The 22,809-nt window shown below is 64.5% G+C and carries 18 protein-coding genes; 15 read left to right on the top strand and 3 right to left on the bottom strand.

Annotation, left to right across the window (positions count from 1 at the left end; translation table 11 throughout):
* Nucleotides 1-51: 51 nt before the first annotated feature.
* Both LT40_RS17470 and LT40_RS17465 read left to right on the top strand, forming a co-directional pair.
* Nucleotides 52-1,017: an L-carnitine dehydrogenase gene (locus LT40_RS17470; RefSeq protein WP_043192367.1), complete on the top strand. Its 966-nt coding sequence runs from the start codon at nt 52-54 to the stop codon at nt 1,015-1,017.
* Entirely contained in the window at nt 1,014-1,466 is a 453-nt protein-coding gene (locus LT40_RS17465) for a thioesterase family protein (RefSeq protein ID WP_043192366.1), read from the top strand. The genes LT40_RS17470 and LT40_RS17465 overlap by 4 nt, the downstream gene beginning before the upstream one ends.
* A gap of 140 nt (nt 1,467-1,606) precedes the next feature.
* Here LT40_RS17465 and LT40_RS17460 read toward each other — a convergent pair whose 3' ends face one another.
* Nucleotides 1,607-2,233 (bottom strand): hypothetical protein, encoded by a 627-nt coding sequence (locus LT40_RS17460; RefSeq protein WP_052393456.1) that lies wholly within the window; start codon nt 2,231-2,233, stop codon nt 1,607-1,609.
* The gene (locus tag LT40_RS17455) at nt 2,230-3,462 is read right to left on the bottom strand and encodes an AAA family ATPase (protein ID WP_043193794.1); all 1,233 of its coding nucleotides are present in this window, start codon (nt 3,460-3,462) and stop codon (nt 2,230-2,232) included. Before LT40_RS17455 ends, LT40_RS17460 begins: the two co-directional genes overlap by 4 nt.
* Before the next feature lie 221 nt (nt 3,463-3,683).
* Here LT40_RS17455 and LT40_RS17450 point away from each other — a divergent pair, with 221 nt between their 5' ends.
* Nucleotides 3,684-3,941, top strand: coding sequence for a hypothetical protein (locus tag LT40_RS17450; RefSeq protein ID WP_043192365.1), 258 nt, complete (start codon nt 3,684-3,686; stop codon nt 3,939-3,941).
* Nucleotides 3,942-4,093: 152 nt separating this feature from the next.
* On the opposite strand, the gene gbdR is transcribed toward LT40_RS17450, so the two are convergent.
* On the bottom strand, nt 4,094-5,188 hold the full coding sequence (gene gbdR / locus LT40_RS17445) for a choline metabolism transcriptional regulator GbdR (protein WP_043192364.1): 1,095 nt from the start codon (nt 5,186-5,188) through the stop codon (nt 4,094-4,096).
* A gap of 653 nt (nt 5,189-5,841) precedes the next feature.
* Here gbdR and LT40_RS17440 point away from each other — a divergent pair.
* The 12 genes from LT40_RS17440 (at nt 5,842) to yccS (ending at nt 22,792) form a co-directional block, all read left to right on the top strand.
* Nucleotides 5,842-6,789 carry a choline ABC transporter substrate-binding protein gene (locus tag LT40_RS17440; protein WP_043192363.1) on the top strand — a complete coding sequence of 316 codons (948 nt, stop codon included), beginning with the start codon at nt 5,842-5,844 and terminating at the stop codon, nt 6,787-6,789.
* 75 nt (nt 6,790-6,864) lie between these two features.
* Nucleotides 6,865-7,710, top strand: coding sequence for a choline ABC transporter permease subunit (gene choW / locus LT40_RS17435; protein WP_043192362.1), 846 nt, complete (start codon nt 6,865-6,867; stop codon nt 7,708-7,710).
* Nucleotides 7,707-8,888 carry a choline ABC transporter ATP-binding protein gene (gene choV, locus LT40_RS17430; RefSeq protein WP_043192361.1) on the top strand — a complete coding sequence of 394 codons (1,182 nt, stop codon included), beginning with the start codon at nt 7,707-7,709 and terminating at the stop codon, nt 8,886-8,888. The genes choW and choV overlap by 4 nt, the downstream gene beginning before the upstream one ends.
* Before the next feature lie 312 nt (nt 8,889-9,200).
* Nucleotides 9,201-9,794: a transcriptional regulator BetI gene (gene betI, locus LT40_RS17425; protein WP_043192360.1), complete on the top strand. Its 594-nt coding sequence runs from the start codon at nt 9,201-9,203 to the stop codon at nt 9,792-9,794.
* A 48-nt stretch (nt 9,795-9,842) separates the two neighbouring features.
* Complete coding sequence (gene betB / locus LT40_RS17420) at nt 9,843-11,315, top strand: betaine-aldehyde dehydrogenase (RefSeq protein ID WP_043192359.1); 1,473 nt, start codon at nt 9,843-9,845, stop codon at nt 11,313-11,315.
* A 90-nt stretch (nt 11,316-11,405) separates the two neighbouring features.
* Nucleotides 11,406-13,112, top strand: coding sequence for a choline dehydrogenase (betA, locus tag LT40_RS17415; RefSeq protein ID WP_043192358.1), 1,707 nt, complete (start codon nt 11,406-11,408; stop codon nt 13,110-13,112).
* Nucleotides 13,113-13,286: 174 nt separating this feature from the next.
* Complete coding sequence (locus LT40_RS17410; RefSeq protein ID WP_043192357.1) at nt 13,287-14,729, top strand: TldD/PmbA family protein; 1,443 nt, start codon at nt 13,287-13,289, stop codon at nt 14,727-14,729.
* Nucleotides 14,726-16,054, top strand: a complete 1,329-nt coding sequence (locus LT40_RS17405; protein WP_043192356.1) for a TldD/PmbA family protein — start codon at nt 14,726-14,728, stop codon at nt 16,052-16,054. The genes LT40_RS17410 and LT40_RS17405 overlap by 4 nt, the downstream gene beginning before the upstream one ends.
* A 131-nt stretch (nt 16,055-16,185) precedes the next feature.
* A complete protein-coding gene (gene mdtD / locus LT40_RS17400) occupies nt 16,186-17,613 on the top strand; it encodes a multidrug transporter subunit MdtD (RefSeq protein WP_043192355.1) in 1,428 nt (475 codons plus the stop codon).
* A 115-nt stretch (nt 17,614-17,728) separates the two neighbouring features.
* Complete coding sequence (gene dbpA, locus LT40_RS17395; RefSeq protein WP_237749334.1) at nt 17,729-19,066, top strand: ATP-dependent RNA helicase DbpA; 1,338 nt, start codon at nt 17,729-17,731, stop codon at nt 19,064-19,066.
* Nucleotides 19,067-19,167: 101 nt separating this feature from the next.
* Entirely contained in the window at nt 19,168-20,346 is a 1,179-nt protein-coding gene (locus LT40_RS17390; RefSeq protein ID WP_043192353.1) for a BaiN/RdsA family NAD(P)/FAD-dependent oxidoreductase, read from the top strand.
* Between the two features lie 256 nt (nt 20,347-20,602).
* The gene (yccS, locus tag LT40_RS17385) at nt 20,603-22,792 is read left to right on the top strand and encodes a YccS family putative transporter (RefSeq protein ID WP_043192352.1); all 2,190 of its coding nucleotides are present in this window, start codon (nt 20,603-20,605) and stop codon (nt 22,790-22,792) included.
* The last annotated feature ends 17 nt before the right edge of the window (nt 22,793-22,809 follow it).

Below are 22,809 nucleotides of genomic sequence, written 5' to 3'. Positions count from 1 at the left end.
TGTGGGAGCGCGAAGAGGCCCTCACCCCACACACTTCTCCAGGAACAACCCATGACCTACATCACCCACATCAACACCTTCGCCGCCCTGGGCAGCGGAGTCATCGGCAGCGGCTGGGTTGCCCGCGCCCTCGCCCATGGCCTGGACGTCGTCGCCTGGGACCCGGCGCCAGGCGCCGAAGCTGCCTTGCGCCAGCGCATCGCCAATGCCTGGCCCGCGCTGGTCAAGCAAGGTCTGGCGGCGGGTGCAGCGCAGTCGCGGCTGCGCTTCGTGGCCACCGTCGAGGACTGCGTGCGCGACGCCGACTTCATCCAGGAAAGCGCTCCAGAGCGGCTGGAACTCAAGCTGGAACTGCACGCCCGCATCAGCGCCGCCGCCAAGCCCGACGCCTTGATCGGTTCCAGCACCTCTGGCCTGCTGCCCAGTGCATTCTACGAGGGCGCCACACACCCGGAACGCTGCGTGGTCGGGCACCCGTTCAACCCGGTCTACCTGCTGCCGTTGGTGGAGGTGGTCGGCGGCCGACACACTGCACCCGAGGCAATCCAGGCGGCCATCAGCGTTTATGAAAACCTGGGCATGCGCCCGCTGCACGTGCGCAAGGAAGTGCCCGGCTTCATCGCCGACCGCCTGCTCGAAGCGCTGTGGCGCGAAGCCTTGCACCTGGTCAACGACGGTGTGGCCACCACGGGTGAGATCGACGACGCCATTCGTTTCGGCGCCGGCTTGCGCTGGTCGTTCATGGGCACTTTCCTGACCTACACCCTGGCCGGCGGCGACGCCGGCATGCGCCATTTCATGAACCAGTTCGGCCCGGCCCTGAAGCTACCCTGGACCTACCTGCCCGCGCCGGAACTAACCGACACGCTGATCAACGATGTCGTGGCTGGGACCTCGGCGCAACTGGGGGAACACAGCATCGGCGCCCTGGAGCGTTACCGCGACGATTGCCTGCTGGCGGTGCTGGACGCGGTACGGGTGACCAAGGCCCGTCACGGCATGAGCTTCGCCGAATGATCACCTATCAAACGCCCGTGCTCGCGGAGTGGGTGGACTACAACGGCCATCTGCGCGACGCGTTCTACCTGTTGATCTTCAGCTACGCCACCGACGCGTTCATGGCCCGCATCGGGATCGATCCGCAGCGTGACCAGCACTCGCTGTTCACCCTGGAATGCCACCTTAACTACCTGCACGAGGTAAAATTGGGGGCCGAGGTGCAGGTGCGCACACGGGTGCTGGCCCATGACCGCAAGCGGGTGCAGGTGTACCACACGCTGCACCTGCAAAACGCGGACGAGGTGCTGGCGGCCAGCGAGCAGATGCTGTTGCATGTGGATTTGCAGGGGCCGAGGTCGGCGGTGTTCGGGGAGGCTTCGCTGGCGGTCCTGGCCGAGGCTTTCGAGGCGCAGCGGCAACAGCCTGCAGCCGAGTATGCCGGGCGACGGATTGCGTTGCCCGGCTGAATACCACGTCGCGCCCTTCGCGGCCACGGACCGCTCCTACGACGTTTGGGTTTCACCGTAGGAGCGGTCATCGGCCGCAAAAGCTGCACTGGGGTCTGCCTGACACACCACGTCGCGCCCTTCGCGGCCACGGACCGCTCCTACGGGGTTTGGGTTGGGCCGTAGGAGCGGTCATCGGCCGCGAAAGCTGCACCACGCACTTCCCGCCGCTCCACCGCTGCGGCAATCAGCGGCGCCATCTCGCGCAGCCCTTCGAGGCCGATCTTGCCCTCCTCGAACAAGCGCAACCACTGCCGCCGCACACGCATCACGCGCTCGTCGTCGCGCAGCGGCAGGTGCTTGAGGGTGTACTCAGCCCGCGCTCTGACCGCTTCCGGCACCCGGTCGGTCAGCACCAATTGCAACGACGGCAGCAGCACCTCGAACCAGCCCTCGCGCACCTCGAACGGATCGAGAAAATCCTCGGCCTTCTTGCTGCCCTTGGCACTGTTCATCCACGCATCGACATAGCGGTAGTTGCTCCACTCGTAGGCCATGCCGCGGTCCTGATCACAGCTGATGAAATGCTCCACAGTGCCGCTGGGAATGTACATGGCGCCGAAGGCGCAACGGTTGGCGAAGCCCTCGCCCAGCTCCGGGCGGAACGGCGACCAGTAGTCCCGCGGCCTGCCGACGTCCGGGTTGTCCTGCAACCAGGCATTGCCGCGCTGGCGGCAGCGCTGGTCGAAGCCATTGGGTTCGGGCAGTGGGTGAGCGAGCTCGATCATGCTGGCACCCCCGCCTTGGCCACGACCCAGGTCGGCCAGAAGTGATCCCCCGTGGGCAGGGTTTGCAGCAGCTGCGTCTGAATCGCCTCTTCACTGTCCAGCCCCTCGGGCAGGCCCGATCGCTCACCGCGCATCCAGGCTTCGGCAGCGCCAATCGCCGCTTCCGCTTCCACCGAGCGTGCCTGGCGCAGGCCGAAGCTCTCGGACACCAGCCAGTTCACCGCATCACCCTGGGGCGCCCAGGGTTGCTGGTGCAGCTGCACTTCGCCGGCCTGCAAACCCAGGGTGAAGAGCGCGTCGCGAGATTCGACGAACTGGCTCTCCATGGAAGCCAGCACCAGTGGCGAGTGAGTGGCCACGATCATCTGCACCGCCAGGCGTTGGCGGGTCAGCGCGCCGACGACGTTCATCAACGCAGGCACGATCCGGCGTTGCCACTGAGCGTGCAGATGGCACTCGACCTCGTCCACCAGAAACACCAATTCATCGCTCGGCTGCACACCGGCCAGACGGCAGGCGCGGCGATGCCCCTCCCAGCTCCAGACCAACATGTAGGCCAGGGCCACCACGCGGCGGATCGCACTGGAAGTTTCGGGCAAAGGCACCCGTCCCTGAGGCCGCTGCAGCGTCGGGTATTCGGTTTCATCCAGCAGGCCGATGTGGCACGGTCGGCCGGGCAGCAACAGTTCTTCGCGCGACGGCGACAGTGCGCGCAGGACCTGCTTCAAGGCCGCGAATGCCTTGCAGCCGTGGGTTCGCTGCCAGCGTACCCAGTCGTTGAGCAGCCCATTGCACAGGCGCCCCTGTCCTGCCATCGGCGTACCTCGCCACAGCTGGGTCTCATCGAAATGATAGGCCGCTAGTTCACCTGCGTTGCGCACCGGGTCCCAGGCGCTGAAGGTGCCGTTGGCGTGGGCATACACCACCAGCGCGCGGCTTGGGGCGACATCCCCTACTGGCGTCCAGCGGTCTTTCTGCCAGGCCCATTGTCCGGCGCTGTGGGCTGCACCCGTGAACCGATAGTCGATGACCGGCAATGCGGCCTGGTCGCGCGCCTTGATGGGCCTGCCCGCCGCCCAGGTACGGGTCAGCACCCACCAGGCCGTGTCGAGCACGAAACTCTTGCCCAGGCCGTTGTCGCCGGTGATGAAGTTCAGCCGTGGCGCCAGGCCGATGGGGCCCAGGGCAGAAGCAGGGCCGACGCCCTGAAAGGAGAGAAAATCGAGCATGTCCATTGCCGTCCATTGAAAGTGAACGGCAAGGGTATTCAGGGCGGCGTCGCTGGGTGCCATACCCCAGTGCTACACGGTTCGCTCGGGCCTTGGCCGAACAGGCCAAAAACGACCTGCTTGTGTGCAATCCGGCCATGGCGACCAGCGCCTCTTGCCGAGCGCGTTTGCGGCTTACAGAATCCGGACAGCGTTCCCCTATTCGAAGAAGGATCGACACCATGATGCATGCAGACTTGATTGATCAGGATGACCTGCTGGGCCAGCTGCGCGCCCTGGGCTTCGAGATGCCCGCAGGCGCCACGGCCGAGCAGGCCTGTGAATGCGCAGTGCGCGGCCTGGACCGCGGCCGCGCCCAGGCCCTGCGCAAGATGGTGGAACAGATGCTGACGGGCAGCGCGACCATCCTGCCGGCCGTCCGCCAGGCGATCGACCGGACCTTGCTGCCGGCGTTGGCCCAGCATTTCAAGCAGGCCTGAATTCCAGCGCAACCCCTGCTGATGGCGGGTAGTCTGACCTATCGCGGCGCGCTCTTCGCGGGCAGAGCCCGCTCCCACAGGTGTGATGCAAGCTCTGTGTGATGTAAACCCTGTGGGAGCGGGGCTCTGCCCGCGAAGGCCGCGCCGCGGTATCAGATTCTTACACTGGCAAACGTCGATTCGTTGCGCGCCTGGCTCAGTGCCGACAATGGTCCGGCCAAGACCATGGCCTGAGGGATCGGCAGCATCGCCACCTGCTGGGTCGTATTTGAGCCGACGCGCTCGTCACGCGGCGGAATACCGAAGTACTCGCGATAGCATTTGGAAAAATGCGGCGTCGACACGAAGCCGCACACCGACGCCACCTCGATGATCGACATGGGTGTCTGCTTGAGCAACTGCCGTGCCCGGATCAGGCGCAACTTGAGGTAATAGCGCGACGGCGAACAATGCAGGTACTTCTGGAACAGCCGCTCCAGCTGGCGCCGCGACACCGCCACATACACCGCCAACTCGTCCAGGTCGATCGGCTCTTCCAGGTTGGCCTCCATCAGCGCGACGATCTCCTGCAGCTTGGGCTGGTTGGTACCCAGCATGTGCTTGAGCGGTACACGCTGATGATCCTGCTCGTTGCGGATGCGCTCGTAGACGAACATCTCGGAAATCGCCGCCGAGAGCTCGCGGCCATGGTCGCGGCTGATCAGGTGCAGCATCATGTCCAGCGGCGCCGTGCCGCCCGAACTGGTGAAACGGTTGCGGTCGAGGGTGAACAGACGCGTACTCATCGCCACGCGCGGAAAAGCCTCCTGCATCGAGGCCAGGCACTCCCAGTGCACGCTGCACTCGAAGCCATCGAGCAGACCGGCGCAGGCCAGCGCCCAACTGCCAGTACAGACCGCGCCCAGGCGCTTGGACTGCCGCGCCTGGCTCTGCAGCCAGCTGACGTGATCACGGCCCACCGCGCGCTGGATACCCACACCACCACAGACGATCACCGTGTCCATCGGTGCGGCCTTGTGCATGGCCGAATCCGGAGTGATCTGCAGGCCGTCACTGGCCCATACCTGGCCACCGTCGGCGCTCAGTGTGGTCCATCGATACAGCTCGCGCCCGGACAACTGATTGGCCATGCGCAGGGGTTCGACTGCCGAGGCCAGGGAGATCAGGGTGAAGTTGTCGAGCAACAGGAAGCCGATGGACTGCGGGCTGCGAGGCTGCGGTTGAGCGCCGGTGGTGAAGGACGTCATTGCGGTATCTCCTAACGCGAAGCGGATGGTGGCCTCAGGCAGGCTCTTGTTATTGCCCTCTGTTTAACAGGGGCTTTGCTTTGCTACGCAAACGCCATGCCGACAATTGGTCGGGAACTCCAGGGCGCCTGAAAACGACGTCGCGCAGGGCTATGCAGAGCGACGCAAGCGGTCGATGTCGGCACCCTTCGATTCTCGCCAAAAGCATACCTGCCGTGGTGTCTGAGCAATTTGGTAGCAATGGGTGAGGCATTGCACCGGCAAGTGTCACCGCAAGCACGTCGACCGTTGTGGCCGCCACTGGCGCGCGTCCACCGCAGCCTGGCCAAAGGTGCGCGCGAAAAAGAGGCGTTCAACCCACGCCTGCACGTTCGTGTGGCAACTTCATATAAGTGGATGTGCGCAGGTGTCGCAGGTAAGGTCGCTGCTGCAAGCCCCATGAGCTGTAAGCGACGTCACCGACACTGGATACGACTCTGCCCGCACTGGATACGACGCACCCTGTAGGCGGCTGATTTGCGCTGGTACATGATCACTCACGGCTCGATCGCCTGGCACCGTGGCGGCGCACCGACCACGGGCACGGCTATCGAGCATTCAAACAAGCGTGTCGAGCCTTCGGGTCACACGCCGAGAAAAACCGGGAGCACACCATGAAAGGTCCAACATCGATTCTGCTGGCCACCCTGCTGGGCCTGCCTGTACTGGCTCAAGCAGCGGAACCGGCGCGATGCGCCACTGTGAATTTCTCCGATGTCGGCTGGACCGACATCACCGTCACCACCGCCGTCACCAGTGCGGTGCTGCAGTCGCTGGGCTACAAGACCAAGACCACCATGATTTCCGTACCCGTGACCTACAAGTCCCTGGCCGACGGCAAGAACATGGACGTCTTCCTCGGCAACTGGATGCCGACCATGGAAAACGACATCAAGCCCTACCGCGACGCCGGTACGGTGGAAACGGTGCGCGCCAACCTGGAAAACGCCAAGTACACCCTGGCCGTGCCCCAGGCGCTGTACGACAAGGGCCTGAAAGATTTCTCCGATATCGTCAAGTTCAAGGACCAGCTGGACGGCAAGATCTACGGCATCGAGCCGGGCAACGACGGCAACCGCCTGATCCAGAGCATGATCGACAAGAACGCCTTCGGCCTCAAGGACGCCGGTTTCAAGGTGGTCGAATCGAGCGAGGCCGGCATGCTGTCCCAGGTCGACCGCGCGCAGCGGCGCAACACCGACGTGGTTTTCCTGGGCTGGGAACCGCACCCGATGAACACCCGCTTCAAGGTGCAGTACCTGACCGGCGGCGACGACTACTTCGGCCCCAACTTCGGCCAGGCCACCATCTACACCAACACCCGCAAGGGCTACACCCAAGAATGCAGCAACGTTGGCCAGTTGCTGAAAAACCTGCAGTTCAGCCTGGCCATGGAAAGCACGCTGATGGGCAACGTCCTGGACGACAAGCAGAAACCCGACGCGGCTGCTCGGGCCTGGCTGAAAAACAACCCGCAGGTGCTCGACACCTGGCTCGCTGGCGTCACCACCATCGATGGCAAGCCGGGTCTTGAAGCCGTCAAGGCCAAGCTCGCGCAATAACGCTGACCCGCAGGCCGGCAGTTGCCGGCCTCACTGGCCGGCACTTTGTTCCCTCGCATGCGGACACTCACTACCATGCTGACAGACCACAAGATCCCCCTGGGCGAGTACATCGCGGCGTTCGTCGACTGGCTCACCCAACACGGGGCTTCGACGTTCGATGCCATCGCATCCACGCTCGAAGCGATCATTCATGGTTTCACCGCCGGCCTCACCTGGTTCAACCCCTACGTACTGACCGCCCTGATCGCCGCGCTGGCGCACTTCATCCAGCGCAAATGGGGGCTGACGCTGTTCGTGGCGTTGTCGTTCCTGCTGATCCTCAACCTGGGGTACTGGCAGGAAACCATGGAGACCCTGGCGCAAGTGTTGTTCGCCACCTTGGTCTGCGTAATCATCGGCGTGCCGCTGGGCATCGTCGCCGCACACAAACCCATGTTCTACACCATGATGCGTCCGGTCCTCGACCTGATGCAGACGGTACCGACCTTCGTCTACCTGATCCCCACGCTCACCCTGTTCGGGCTAGGTGTGGTGCCGGGCCTGATTTCCACGGTGGTGTTCGCCATCGCCGCGCCGATTCGCCTGACCTACCTGGGCATCCGCGACGTCCCGCAGGAACTGATGGATGCCGGCAAGGCCTTTGGCTGCTCGCGACGCCAGCTGCTGTCGCGCATCGAGTTGCCCCACGCCATGCCGAGCATCGCCGCCGGCATCACCCAGTGCATCATGCTCTCGCTGTCGATGGTGGTGATCGCGGCCCTGGTCGGCGCCGATGGCTTGGGCAAGCCGGTGGTCAACGCGCTGAACACCGCCGACATCGCGCTGGGCTTCGAAGCCGGCCTGGCCATCGTGTTGCTGGCAATCATGCTGGACCGTATCTGCAAACAACCCGACGTCAAGATAGGGGGTGATGCATGAGCATTATTCGATTCGACAACGTCGATGTGATCTTCGCCAAGGATCCACGCGAAGCGCTGAAGCTGCTCGACCAAGGTCTGACCCGCAACGAGATCCTGAAGAAGACCGGGCAGATCGTCGGCGTGGAAAAGGCCAGCCTGGACATCAACAAGGGCGAGATCTGCGTGCTGATGGGCCTGTCCGGCTCGGGCAAGTCGAGCCTGCTGCGCTGCATCAATGGGCTGAACACGGTGAGCCGCGGCAAGCTGTTCGTCGAGCATGAAGACCGCCAGATCGACATCGCCTCGTGCACGCCAGCGGAACTGAAGATGATGCGCACCCAACGCATCGCCATGGTGTTCCAGAAGTTCGCCCTGATGCCCTGGCTGACGGTGCGCGAGAACATCAGTTTCGGCCTGGAGATGCAGGGCCGTCCGGAAAAGGAACGGCGCAAGCTGGTCGACGAGAAGCTCGAGCTGGTGGGGCTGACCCAGTGGCGCAACAAGAAACCCGACGAGCTGTCCGGTGGCATGCAGCAGCGTGTGGGCCTGGCCCGGGCGCTGGCGATGGACGCCGACATCCTGCTGATGGATGAACCGTTTTCGGCGCTCGACCCGTTGATCCGTCAAGGTCTGCAAGACGAGTTGCTGGAGCTGCAACGCAAGCTGAACAAGACCATCGTGTTCGTCAGCCATGACCTGGACGAGGCACTCAAGCTGGGCAGCCGCATCGCCATCATGAAGGACGGGCGGATCATCCAGTACAGCGTGCCCGAGGAAATCGTGCTCAACCCGGCCGACGATTACGTGCGTACTTTCGTGGCTCACACCAATCCGCTCAACGTGCTGTGCGGGCGCAGCCTGATGCGCACGCTGGACAAGTGCACCCGCGTCAATGGCTCGGTGTGCCTGGACCCGGGCGTGGATTCATGGCTGAACCTGGGCGCCGGCAACTCGCTGACCAGCGCGCGCCAGGGCGATGCCGTGCTCGACCTGCAAGGCTGGGCGCCAGGGCAGGCTCTGGAAGGCCTGGGCCGCAGGCCAACGCTGGTCAATGCCGACATCGGCATGCGCGACGCCTTGCAGATCCGCTACCAGACCGGTCATAAGCTGGTGCTGCACGACAGCGACAAACAGGTGGTGGGCATTCTCGGGGATACCGAGCTGTACCATGCTCTGCTGGGCAAGAACCTGGGCTGAGCCTCGCTGGCAGGAGTCCTGACGCGGCCTGCCTGTCACAACCGCGCCGGCCTCTTCGAGGGCAGAGACCCGCTCCCACAAGGTTTGCGTGAACCCTGTGGGAGCGGGTCTCTGCCCGCGAATGCATCACCGCAATCTCCCTGACACCCCCCCGCTCAAACTTTATTGCCTTCCCCTCCCCGATCCTCTAAAAACCCTGCACACATTCACCCATCCTTTTTTATTGATTGATCGTTCAATCAAAATAAACTAGACTGGCTTCAGTCGGCTGTCACTCACTGCCCGTACTGCAGGCCCAAGGAGATTCGCGCAATGCCCAAGGTCGGTATGCAACCCATCCGCCGCCAACAGTTGATCGAAGCCACGCTCCAGGCTGTCGATCAGGTCGGCATGAGTGACGCCAGCATTGCTCTGATCGCCCGCCTGGCGGGTGTGTCGAACGGCATCATCAGTCACTACTTTCAGGACAAGAACGGCCTGATCGCAGCGACCATGCGCCACCTGATGAACATGCTGATCGACAACGTCGCCACGCGCCGACAGGCCTTGACCGACGACAGCGCCAGGGCGCACCTGCAGGTGATCATCGAAGGCAACTTCGACGCCAGCCAGGTCAACGCCCCAGCCATGAAGACCTGGCTGGCCTTCTGGGCCACCAGCATGCATCAGCCGTCTTTGCACAGGTTGCAGCGGATCAACGACCACCGCCTGTATTCCAACCTGTGCTGCCAGTTCCGCCGTGAATTGCCGGTGGAACAGGCACGCAGCGCCGCACGCGGCCTGGCTGCACTGATCGACGGTCTGTGGTTGCGCGGCGCCCTGTCGGGCGATGCTTTCGATACCGCGCAGGCACATCGCATCGCCTGCGAATACATGGACATGCAACTGGCAAAACAGCAGCGCTGAAGCTTCGCGCCTCGCCTGCTGCCACCTTAACTGCACCGCGAGGATCTTATGGCCCGTTTCCCAACGCAAAAACTCTACATCGATGGCGGCTACGTGGACGCCAGTGGCAGCGGCACCTTCGATGCCGTCAACCCGGCCACCGGTGAAGTGCTGGCGCAAGTCCAGCGCGCCACCGCTGAAGACGTCGAGAAAGCCGTCGCCAGCGCCGAAAAGGGCCAGAAGATCTGGGCCGCGATGACCGCCATGGAGCGCTCGCGCGTGCTGCGCAAAGCCGTCGACATCCTGCGTGAGCGCAACGACGAACTGGCCCTGCTGGAAACCCTGGACACCGGCAAGGCCTACTCGGAGACCCGCTACGTGGACATCGTCACCGGTGCCGACGTGCTCGAATACTACGCCGGCCTGGTGCCCGCCATCGAAGGCGAGCAGATCCCGCTGCGCGACACCTCCTTCGTTTATACCCGTCGCGAGCCCCTGGGCGTGACCGCCGGTATCGGTGCCTGGAACTACCCGATCCAGATCGCTCTGTGGAAGTCCGCCCCGGCCCTGGCCGCCGGCAACGCGATGATCTTCAAGCCCAGCGAAGTCACCTCGCTGACCACCCTCAAGCTGGCCGAGATCTACACCGAAGCCGGCCTGCCCGCTGGCGTGTTCAACGTGCTGACCGGCAGCGGCAGCGAAGTCGGCGCCTGGCTCACCGAGCACCCGCGCATCGAGAAAATCTCGTTCACCGGCGGCGTCAGCACCGGCAAGAAAGTCATGGCCAGCGCCTCGAGCTCCTCGCTCAAGGAAGTGACCATGGAACTGGGCGGCAAGTCGCCGCTGATCATCTTCGACGATGCCGACCTCGACAAGGCCGCCGACATCGCCATGATGGCCAACTTCTACAGCTCCGGTCAGGTCTGCACCAACGGCACTCGGGTGTTCGTGCCCAATGCGCTGAAGGCCCAGCTGGAAGCCAAGATCCTGGAGCGCGTCCAGCGCATCCGCATCGGCGACCCGGAAGACGAGAACACCAATTTCGGTCCGCTGGTGAGCTTCGCCCACATGGAAAACGTGCTGGGTCATATCGCCAAGGGCAAGGCCGAAGGTGCGCGCCTGCTGTGCGGCGGCGAGCGGCTGACCGAGGGTGAACTGGGCCAGGGCGCGTTCGTCGCACCGACCGTGTTCACCGATTGCAGCGACGAGATGACCATCGTGCGCGAAGAAATCTTCGGCCCGGTGATGAGCATCCTCGGCTATGACAGCGAAGACGAAGTGATCCGCCGCGCCAACGCCACCGAAATGGGTCTGGCTGCCGGTGTGGTCACCCGTGACCTGAACCGTGCGCACCGAGTGATCCATCAGCTCGAAGCAGGCATCTGCTGGATCAACGCCTGGGGCGAGTCCGATGCGAAGATGCCGGTGGGTGGCTACAAGCAATCCGGCGTGGGCCGCGAAAACGGCATCAGCTCGCTGGCGCAATACACCCGGATCAAATCGGTGCAGGTGGAACTGGGCGATTACGTTTCGGTGTTCTGAGCCGAGACCGCAGCGCGCCGTTCGCGGCCGATGACCGCTCCTACAGGGTGATCGGCCCCACCGACCCATTTTTTCAAAGAGGGAACCTTCATGTCCCAGGAATTCGACTACATCATCATCGGCGCTGGCTCGGCCGGTAACACCCTGGCCACGCGCCTGACCGAAGATCCAGGCGTCACCGTCCTGCTGCTCGAAGCCGGCGGCCCCGACTATCGCCTGGACTTCCGTACCCAGATGCCCGCCGCCCTCGCCTTTCCGCTGCAGGGCCGCCGCTACAACTGGGCCTACGAAACCGAGCCCGAGCCGCACATGGACAACCGTCGCATGGAATGTGGCCGTGGCAAGGGCCTGGGTGGCTCTTCGCTGATCAACGGCATGTGCTACATCCGCGGCAACGCCATGGACTACGACGGCTGGGCCAAACTGCCGGGCCTTGAAGACTGGAGCTACCTGGACTGCCTGCCGTACTTCCGCAAGGCCGAAACCCGCGACATCGGCCCCAACGATTACCACGGCGGCGAAGGCCCGGTCAGTGTCACCACGCCCAAGGCCGGCAACAACCCGTTGTTCGCCGCCATGGTCGAAGCCGGCGTGCAGGCCGGTTTTCCGCGCACCGACGACCTCAACGGCTACCAGCAGGAAGGCTTCGGTCCCATGGACCGCACCGTGACGCCCAAGGGCCGCCGCGCCAGCACCGCACGCGGCTACCTGGACCAGGCCAAGCAGCGCGACACCCTGACCATCGTCACCCACGCCTTGACCGACAAGATCGTCTTCGAAGGCAAGCGTGCGGTCGGCGTCAGCTACCTGGTTGGTGACAGCGACGAACGCATCCAGGCCCGGGCCCGCAAGGAAGTCCTGCTGTGCGGTGGCGCCATCGCCTCGCCACAGATTCTCCAGCGCTCCGGCGTCGGCCCTGCCGAGGTGCTGCAGCCGCTGGGCATCGACGTCGTGCATGACCTGCCAGGCGTGGGCCAGAACCTGCAGGACCACCTGGAAATGTACCTGCAATACAGCTGCACCCAGCCGGTTTCGCTGTACCCGTCGCTGAAGTGGTGGAACCAGCCGCAGATCGGCGCCGAATGGATGTTCCTGGGCACCGGTATCGGCGCCAGCAACCAGTTCGAGGCCGGTGGTTTCATCCGTTCGCGCCCTGAGTTCGAATGGCCGAATATCCAGTACCACTTCCTGCCGGTGGCGATCAATTACAACGGCACCAAGGGTGTTCAGGAGCACGGTTTCCAGGCCCACGTCGGCTCCATGCGCTCGCCGAGCCGTGGCCGGGTCAACGTCAAGTCGAAGAACCCGCGCGAGTACCCAAGCATCCTGTTCAACTATATGGCCAGCGAGCAGGATTGGCAGGAATTCCGCGACGGCATCCGCCTGACCCGCGAAATCATGCAGCAACCCGCGCTGGATCAGTACCGTGGCCGCGAGATCAGCCCCGGCATCGAGGTGCAGACGGACGAGCAGTTGGACCGGTTCATCCGCGAGCATGCCGAAACCGCCTATCACCCGTCGTGCTCGTGCAAGATGGGCACCGATGAGATGGCCGTGGTCGATGGCCAGGGTCGCGTGCATGGCCTGCAAGGCCTGCGCGTGGTCGACGCCTCGATCATGCCGATCATCACCACCGGCAACCTGAACGCGCCGACCATCATGATCGCCGAGAAAATCGCCGACCGCATTCGTGGCCGCAAGCCCGAAGCACGCTCGACCGCGGCCTACTACGTGGCAGGCGACGCGCCGGTGCGTGGCAAGCCGATGCGCGAAGTGGGTGCGACCGCCCACGGCTGATCCAGATTTGCCCCATGGCGGCGGTGGGGCCTAAGCTGTGGGCCTGCTCAACCCGGCTCTGCATGCCGGCCCCTTCGCGGCTGCTAGCCGCTCCTACATGAGATCGCGTTTCCTCTGTAGGAGCGGCTAGCAGCCGCGAAAGGGCCGAAACTGCCCCACCACAGAGGCCTCTGAATGTTCGATTCCACCGCCCTGTTGCAACAACGCTTCGCCGCCCTGCGCACCCGCGCCGAATTCTTCTCCCTGCGCCACGTGCGCCAATCCAGCCAGCACCTGGCCGTACGCAAGAACATCGCCGAACCGCCGAGCCTGAGTCTCGACGAAGGGGTGATGATCACCGTTCGCGTGAACGGCGTGGAAGCCTATGCGGCCACCGGCGATCTGTCCGTACGCGGTCTGCAGCAAGCACTGGAACGCGCCGAACGACAGGCAGGCGCAATCGCCGCCCATGCCCTGCTCGACCTGCACCAACACCCGGTCAGCAGTGCCCGCAGCGACTACCTCTCGCCCGATGTACAAACGGCTTTTCCGTCTATTGCCCAGTGCTACCAATTGCTCGCCGACGAATCCGCCAGCGTGCCGGACGATCCGCGGCTGGTCAGCTGGTATGCCGGCCTGAGCGTCACCGACGTCGAACAGATCTACCTGAACAGCGCCGGCGCGCAGATTCGCCAGGCGCAGCGCTTCGTCTTCCCCGGCCTGAGCGTGACGGCCTTCGATGGCAGCGACAGCCAGACCCGCAGCCTGGGCCGCGACAACTTCGGCCAGCAAGGCGGTGTCGACGTGATCGAGCGCTGCGGCATCATCGGCGCGGGCCGCCAGGTCGCCGACCAGGCCCTGCAATTGCTGCTGGCCCCCAATGCCCCGCAAGGCCCGCGCGATCTGCTGCTCACGCCCGACCAGATGATGCTGCAGATCCATGAGTCCATCGGCCACCCGCTGGAACTGGATCGCATTCTGGGCGACGAGCGCAACTATGCGGGCACCAGCTTCGTCAAGGTCGAGGACTTCGGCCACCTGCATTATGGTTCGCCGTTGCTCAACGTGACCTTCGACCCCGACATCCCGCACGAGCTGGCCAGCTATGCCCACGACGACGATGGCACCGCAGCCAGCAAACAGTGGCTGATTCGTGACGGCGTGCTGGTACGCCCCTTGGGCGGCGCGCTGTCGCAATACCGCAGCGGCATGGATGGCGTCGCCAACAGCCGTGCCAGCAGCTGGAACCGGGCCCCGATCGATCGCATGGCCAATCTGAACATCGAGCCGGGCGAGCACAGCCAGGCGCAACTGATCGCGGGTATCGAGCACGGCATCCTGATGTCCACCAACCGTTCCTGGTCGATCGATGACGCACGCAACAAATTCCAGTTCGGCTGCGAATGGGGCCAACTGATCGAAAACGGCGAACTCAAGGGCGTGGTCAAGAACCCCAACTACCGCGGTATCTCCGCCAGCTTCTGGAAAAACCTGCGGGCGGTCGGTGACACCAGCACCCTGCAGGTGTTGGGTACGCCTAACTGCGGCAAGGGCGAACCCAACCAGGTGATCCGTGTGGGGCATGCATCGCCCAGCTGCGTGTTCAGCCAGATCGACGTGTTCGGAGGTGACGCATGAGCCATCACGCCGAGCATTTCCAGGCACTGGTACAGTGGTTGCGGCAAGCCGTCGCCCCGAGCCAGCGCTTTACCCTGAGCTACAACGCCGAAGCTTCGGATTTCATCCGCTTCAACCATGCCAAGGTGCGCCAGGCGGGCCAGGTGGCCCAGGCCACAGTGTCGCTGAAGCTGATCGAAAACGGCCGACAGGCCGAGTTGCAGTTGACCCTGTCCGAGGATCTGGAGGTAGACCGACAGCGTCTGACCCAGGCGGTGCAACAGCTGAGTCAGACCCTGCCGCTGCTGCAACCTGACCCGTACCTGCAACTCAACGCCGCGCAGTGGCAGACGCACCACGTCGACGACACGCCATTGCCCGATGCGGCTGAAGTCGTCGAGCAAATCGGCACGTCGGCCCGTGGCCTGGATCTGGTCGGCATCTATGCTGCGGGCACGATCTGCCGGGGTTTTGCCAACAGCGATGGAGCCACTGGCTGGCATCAGGCCAACAGCTTCAATTTCGATTTCAGCCTGTTCCATGCCAATGGCGAAGCGGTGAAGGCCAACTACGCTGGCCAGCAGTGGCAGGCGCAGGCTTTCGCCGATCGCCTGGCCCAGGCCCGCGAGCAACTGGAGCACCTGGGCCGTCCGCTCAAGGTGCTGCCTCCGGGGGCCTATCGCGCGTATTTGGCGCCAGCGGCCCTGGATGAAATCATCGGCATGCTGGGCTGGGGCGGCTTCTCGGCGCAGGCCATTGCCAGCAAGAACAGCCCTTTGCAGCGGCTGTATGCAGGCGAAGCCCGGTTGAGCGCGCAGGTGAGCTTCGAGGAACGCATCAGCGATTCGTTGACCCCGGCGTTTTCCCAGGAAGGCTATCCACGCAAGGATCTTTCGCTGGTCCGCCACGGGCTGGCCGGCGAACGCCTGGTGGACTCGCGCAGCGCCGCCGAATACGGCCTGCAAGGCAACGGCGCGGACAACTCGGAAATGCCGGGGGCGCTGCAGATGGCCGCCGGTGACCTGCCGTTGGCCGACGCGCTGCAACGGCTGGGGACCGGGTTGTACATCAGCAACCTGTGGTACCTGAACTACTCCGACATGCCGGCGGCGCGCATGACCGGGCTGACCCGCTTTGCCACTTTCTGGGTGGAGGACGGTCACATCGTTGCACCGGTCAATACCATGCGTTTCGACGACAGCGTCTACAGTGTCCTGGGTGACCAGCTGGAAGCCTTGACGGCCGAGCGCGAGCTGATTCTCTCGACCAGCACCTACGGCGAGCGCCAGACCAGCTCCAGCCTGCTGCCCGGCGCGTTGGTGAAGCGGTTGCTGTTGACCCTGTAGGAGCGGTCTCTGGCTGCGAAAACCACACCGCGGTGTATCAGGCACACCGCAACGTACCCTTCGCGGCCGATGACCGCTCTTACCGGCTGGCCATGAACATCCATCATCAACCTCAAACAACAAGAGGCCCCATGTCCACGCGCCCAACACTGGATCCCGCTACCGCTCGCTGGCTGCCCTGGGTCATCGCCATTGCCTTCTTCATGCAGGCCCTGGACGGCACCATCCTCAACACCGCGCTGCCGGCCATGGCCAGCGATCTTGCGGAAAACCCGTTGCGCATGCAGTCGGTGATCATCGCCTACATGCTGACGGTGGCGTTGCTGATCCCGGCGTCCGGGTGGATTTCCGATCGCTTCGGCACGCGCAAGGTGTTCTTCAGCGCCATCATGCTGTTCAGCATCGGCTCGCTGCTGTGCGCGCTGTCCCAGAGCCTGGCGATGCTGGTGGTGGCACGGGTCATCCAGGGCCTGGGCGGTGCCTTGATGCTGCCGGTGGGCCGGCTGGTGGTGCTGCGTGCCTACCCGCGCTCGGAGCTGGTGCGCATCCTCAGCTTCATCACCGTGCCAGCGCTGCTCGGCCCCCTGCTCGGCCCGACGTTGGGCGGCTGGATGGTCGAATGGTTGAGCTGGCACTGGATCTTCCTCATCAACCTGCCGGTGGGCGCGCTGGGCTGCTGGGCGGTGTGGCACTTCGTGCCCGACCTGCGCGGCGCCGAGCGGACGCGCTTCGACGGCATCGGGTTCCTGCTGTTCGGTGCCGCCATGGTGCTCATCACCATCGCCATGGAAGGCCTGGGCGAGCTGCACCTGCCGCACCTGCGGGTGATGCTGCTGCTGTTCGTCGGCATGGCTTGCCTGGCCGCCTACTGGCTGCGGGCGGGAAAGATCGACAACCCGCTGTTCTCGCCGAAACTGTTCCACACGCGAACCTTCGCCATCGGCATCCTCGGCAACCTGTTCGCGCGCCTGGGCAGCGGCGCCCTGCCCTTCATGGTGCCGCTGCTGTTGCAAGTGGCCCTGGGGCACTCGCCTTCGGAAGCCGGCATGAGCATGATTCCGCTGGCGGCTGCGGCCATGGTGGCCAAATCATTTTCCCGGCCGATCATCGAGCACTTCGGCTATCGCATCGTGCTCACTGGCAACACCTTGCTGCTGGGCTTGCTACTGGCCAGCCTCGGCCTGGTCTCGGAAAGCACGCCCTACTGGCTGCTGCTGACCCAGCTGGGCCTGCTCGGCGCAGTCAACTCGCTGCAGTTCGCGGCGATGAACACCGTGACCCTGATCGATCTGGACGACGAAAGCGCCAGCAGCGGCAACGGCCTGCTCTCGGTGGTGGCACAGCTCTCCCTGGGCCTGGGCGTGGCCTGCGCCGGCGCCCTGTTGGGTGGCTTCACCGCGTCTTTGGGCAACGAGGGCGTGGACACGGTGCTGGGCGCCTTCCAGGCCACCTTCCTGACCATCGGGCTGATGGCAATGCTCGCCGCCGGGATCTTCGTGCAGCTGTCCGACAGCGATGGACGGCGCGCACCTCGTCAGGAACCTCCGGTCGAGCACTAGGGAGGTTTAGGGCGAAAGGCCACGGGACTGATACACTGCGCGACATTTTGTTTTGCAGGCCCGTCCCGTGACCACCATTGCCACTGCTTTCAACACGCTGCCCCTGTCCGCCGCCATGCTGGCCAACCTTGAATCCCTCGGGTATGCCCAGATGACGCCGATCCAGGCGCAGAGCTTGCCGGTGATTCTCAAGGGCATGGACCTGATCGCCCAAGCCAAGACCGGCAGCGGCAAGACGGCCGCGTTCGGCATCGGCCTGCTGAACCCGATCAACCCGCGCTATTTCGGCTGCCAGGCGCTGATCATGTGCCCCACCCGCGAGCTGGCCGACCAGGTGGCCAAGGAAATCCGCCGCCTGGCGCGTGCCGAAGACAACATCAAGGTGCTGACCCTGTGCGGCGGCGTGTCGTTCGGCCCGCAGATCGCTTCGCTGGAGCACGGCGCGCACATCATCGTCGGCACGCCGGGACGTATCCAGCAGCACCTGCGCAAGGGTTCGCTGGTGCTCGACGGGCTCAACACCCTGGTGCTCGACGAAGCTGACCGCATGCTCGACATGGGTTTCTACGATTCCATCGCCGACATCATCGAGCAGACTCCGGAACGCCGGCAGACCCTGCTGTTCTCGGCCACCTACCCGGTCGGGATCAAGCAGCTGTCGTCCAAGTTCATGCGCGATCCGCAGCAGGTCAAGGCCGAGGCTCTGCATGCCGACAGCCAGATCGAGCAGCGTTTCTACGAGATTTCGCCGGATGACCGCATGGCCGCCGTGGTGCGCGCCCTGGGCCACTTCCGCCCGCAGTCGTGCGTGGCGTTCTGCTACACCAAGCAGCAGTGCCAGGAAGTGGTCGATCACCTGACCAGCAAGGGCATCAGCGCCGTGGCGCTGCATGGCGACCTGGAGCAGCGCGACCGCGACCAGGTTCTGGCCATGTTCGCCAACCGCAGCACTTCGGTGCTGGTGGCGACCGATGTGGCCGCCCGCGGCCTGGACATCGATGCCCTGGACATGGTGATCAACGTCGAGCTGGCGCGCGATTCGGAAATCCACATCCACCGTGTGGGCCGTACCGGTCGCGCCGGGGAGAAAGGTTTGGCGATCAGCTTCGTCGCTCCGGCCGAGGCGCATCGGGCGCAGGCCATCGAGCAACTGCAGAAATCGCCACTGGCCTGGGCCGAGCTCGACAGCCTGACGTCCAAGGGCGGCGAGCCACTGCTGCCGCCGATGAGCACCCTGTGCATTGGTGCCGGGCGCAAGGACAAGGTGCGTCCGGGCGATATCCTCGGCGCACTCACCGGCGATGCGGGCATCCCCGGCACCCAGGTCGGCAAGATCGCCATCTTTGATTTCCAGGCCTTCGTGGCCGTGGAACGCGGGATCGCCCAGCAGGCGTTGCAGCGGCTGAACAGCGGCAAGATCAAGGGCCGTTCGCTGCGCGTGCGGATTCTCTGACTGCAGGCTAGGCCTCTTCGCTCCCACACGACCCTGTGGGAGCGGGTCTCTGCCCGCGAAGAGGCCACCCCTGACACCCCACGAAGCAAGAGGACCCAGCAGTGCGCTCTACCCCCGTCATCATCATCGGCGCCGGTGCCGCCGGCCTCATGTGCGCCCTGAGTGCCGCACAGCGGGGCCGCGAAGTGCTGCTGATCGATCACGCCAACAAGCCTGGCAAGAAGATCCTCATGTCCGGCGGCGGTCGCTGCAACTTCACCAACATGTACACCGAACCTGCCAACTTCCTCTCGCAGAACCCGCATTTCTGCAAGTCGGCCCTGGCCCGCTACACCCAATGGGACTTCATCGCCTTGGTGGCCAAGCACGCCGTGCCCTACCACGAGAAGAAACTCGGCCAACTGTTCTGCGACAACAAGTCCAGCGACATCCTTGGCCTGCTGCTGGCCGAATGTGAAAGCGCAGGCGTCGAGTTGCGCATGGACACCTCGGTGCAGGCCATCGAGAAAACCGCCGAAGGCTATCGCTTGCAGACTTCAATGGGGCCGTTGGCGTGCCAGTCGTTGGTGGTGGCCACCGGTGGCCTGTCGATTCCGACCCTGGGTGCCACCGGCTTCGGTTACCAGATCGCTCGCCAGTTCGGCCACAGCGTCCTGCCCACCCGCGCCGGCCTGGTGCCGTTCACCATCACCGACCAGCTCAAGGATATCTGCGCCGAGCTGTCGGGGACTTCGGTGGATTGCCTGGTGAGCTGCAACGATCAGGCGTTTCGCGAGAACCTGCTGTTTACCCATCGTGGTCTGAGCGGCCCGGCGATCTTGCAGATTTCCTCGTTCTGGCAGCCTGGCGACAGCGTCGAGATCAATCTGCTGCCCGATCACGATGCGCTGGCCTGGTTGCAGCAACAGCAGGCCGAACGACCCAATTCGGAGCTCAAGACCCTGCTGGGCGAAGTCTTCACCAAGAAAATGGCCAACCTGCTGGCCGAACACTGGTTCGTGTCCAAGCCGATGAAGCAGTACACCCCGGTGGAGTTGCAGGCGGTGGCGAACACCTTGGGCGCCTGGCAACTGGTGCCCGCCGGCACCGAGGGCTACCGCACCGCCGAGGTGACCCTGGGCGGGGTCGATACCCGCGAGGTGTCCTCCAAGACGATGGAATCGTTGAAGAGCCCGGGTCTGTATTTCATCGGCGAGGTGCTCGACGTCAGCGGGCACCTGGGCGGGTTCAATTTCCAGTGGGCCTGGGCCTCGGGTTACGCAGCAGCGCAGTACGTGTAGCACGACGCCAGTGCGCAGCGCCCCCGGACGCGGCTCGCGCCGCTGCTACAGAGTCCCCACACCCCATCGATCCACCACCACCCCCGTAGCAGCGGCGCAAGCCGCGTCGGAGCCACCGCGCACCATCGACCCACCACCGCTCTTGTAGCAGCGGCGCGAGCCGCGTCGGGGCCACCGCGCAGTACCCGTCGACCGCCGACAGTGATAGATTGACGCCGTTCATCAGCTCCCTCGCCTACAGGTCTATTCCCTCTTCATGGCATCCAGGTCGTTCCGCCAATCCATGCGCCGCTTGTGGGCACTGGACAAGTTCAGCTACAGCGTACGGGTGTTCATCGCCCTGTCCGGCAGCATGGCGCTGTGCTGGTATGAAAACGAGATGCGCCTGCTGGTCCCGCTGTTCCTGGGCATCATCGCCTGCGCCCTGGCCGAGACCGACGACAACTGGCAAGGCCGCATCCGCGCCCTGGCGGCCACATTGTCCTGCTTCACCGTCGCCGCCTTCGCCGTGGAATTGCTGTTCCCCTACCCCTACGTCTTTGTCACCGCCCTGGCCGTGGCCAGCTTCGCCCTGACCATGCTCGGCGCGCTGGGCGAGCGCTACGGGGCGATCGCCTACGCCACCCTGATCCTCTCGGTCTACACCATGATTGGCGTCGACCAGCGCGGCGGCGAAGTCAGCAACCTGTGGCGCGAGCCGCTGCTGCTGGTGGCCGGTGCCGCCTGGTACGGCCTGCTTTCGGTGCTGTGGCAGGTGCTGTTTTCCAACCAGCCGGTGCAACAGGCCCTGGCGCGACTGTTCAGCGAACTGGGGCAGTACCTCAAACTCAAGTCGAGCCTGTTCGAACCGATTCGCCAACTGGATGTGGAAGCCCGCCGCCTGGAGCTGGCCAAGCAGAACGGTCGGGTCGTGGCGGCGCTCAACGCCGCCAAGGAAATCATCCTGCACCGGGTCGGCAACGGCCGTCCCGGCTCCAAGGTCAGTCGTTACCTGAAGCTGTATTTCCTCGCCCAGGACATCCACGAACGCGCCAGCTCTTCCCACTACCCCTACAACGCGCTGGCCGAAGCCTTTTTCCACAGCGACGTGCTGTTCCGTTGCCAGCGCTTGCTGCGCCAGCAAGGCGTCGCCTGCCAGCGCCTGGGCGAGTCGATCCAGTTGCGCCAGCCGTTCATCTACGACGACAGCTTCGCCGAAGCCCTGAGCGACCTGCGCGCCTCGCTCGAACACCTGCGCATCCAGAGCAACCCGGCCTGGCGTGGGCTGCTGCGTTCGCTGCGCGCACTGGCGGCCAACCTTGGCACCCTCGACCGATTGCTCAGCGACGCCGGCAACCCCGACCGTCTGGCCGATGCCCGCGACAGCAGCCTGCTGGACCGCTCGCCGCACACCCTCAAGGACTTCTGGGGCCGCATTCGGCAGAACCTCACGCCCACCTCGCTGCTGTTCCGCCACGCCTTGCGCCTGCCCCTGGCGCTGGTGATCTGCTACGCCATGGTTCATCTGATCCACCCCAGCCAGGGCTACTGGATCATGCTGACCACCCTGTTCGTGTGCCAGCCCAGCTACGGTGCCACCCGCCGCAAGCTGGGCCAGCGCATCATCGGCACCGCCATCGGCCTGACCGTGGGCTGGGCGCTGTTCGATCTGTTCCCCAGCCCCATCGTGCAATCGCTGTTCGCCATCGGCGCCGGCCTGGTGTTCTTTGTCAACCGCACCACGCGCTACACCCTGGCCACTGCGGCCATCACTTTGATGGTGCTGTTCTGCTTCAACCAGACCGGCGACGGCTACGGCCTGTTCCTGCCACGGCTGTTCGACACCCTGCTCGGTAGCCTGATCGCCGGCCTGGCGGTGTTCCTGTTCCTGCCCGACTGGCAGGGCCGCAAACTGAACAAGGTGCTGGCCAATACCCTGACCTGCAACAGCATCTACCTGCGCCAGATCATGCAACAGTACGCCAATGGCAAGAGCGACGACCTCGCCTACCGCCTGGCCCGGCGCAACGCGCACAACGCCGATGCCGCGCTCTCCACCACCCTGGCCAACATGCTCATGGAGCCGGGGCACTTCCGCAAGGAAGCCGACGTCGGCTTCCGCTTCCTGGTGCTGTCGCACACCTTGCTCAGCTACCTGTCCGGCCTGGGTGCTCACCGTGGCACCGAGTTGCCAGGCGAGGCGCGTGAGCAACTGATCGGCGAGGCCGGCGAAAGCCTGGCGCGCAGCATCGATGAAATCGCGACGGGCCTGGCCACGCGCGAACCGGTGCAGGTGCAGAGCGACAGTGAGGAAGCGTTGGCCGACGCGCTGGAGCAGATGCCCGACGAGGTCGACGAAGGCCAGCGCCTGGTCCAGACCCAACTGGCGTTGATCTGTCGGCAACTGGGGCCACTGCGAACCCTGGCCGCGCACCTGATCAAGGGGCCGACCGCGGTCGCCCCCTAGCGGCGCTGCAGCCTGCC

It is taken from the genome of Pseudomonas rhizosphaerae, from assembly GCF_000761155.1.
Taxonomy (GTDB): Bacteria; Pseudomonadota; Gammaproteobacteria; order Pseudomonadales; family Pseudomonadaceae; genus Aquipseudomonas; species Aquipseudomonas rhizosphaerae.
Note: the sequence above shows the minus strand (reverse complement) of the source record. Positions and strands in the feature narration are given on the sequence as shown.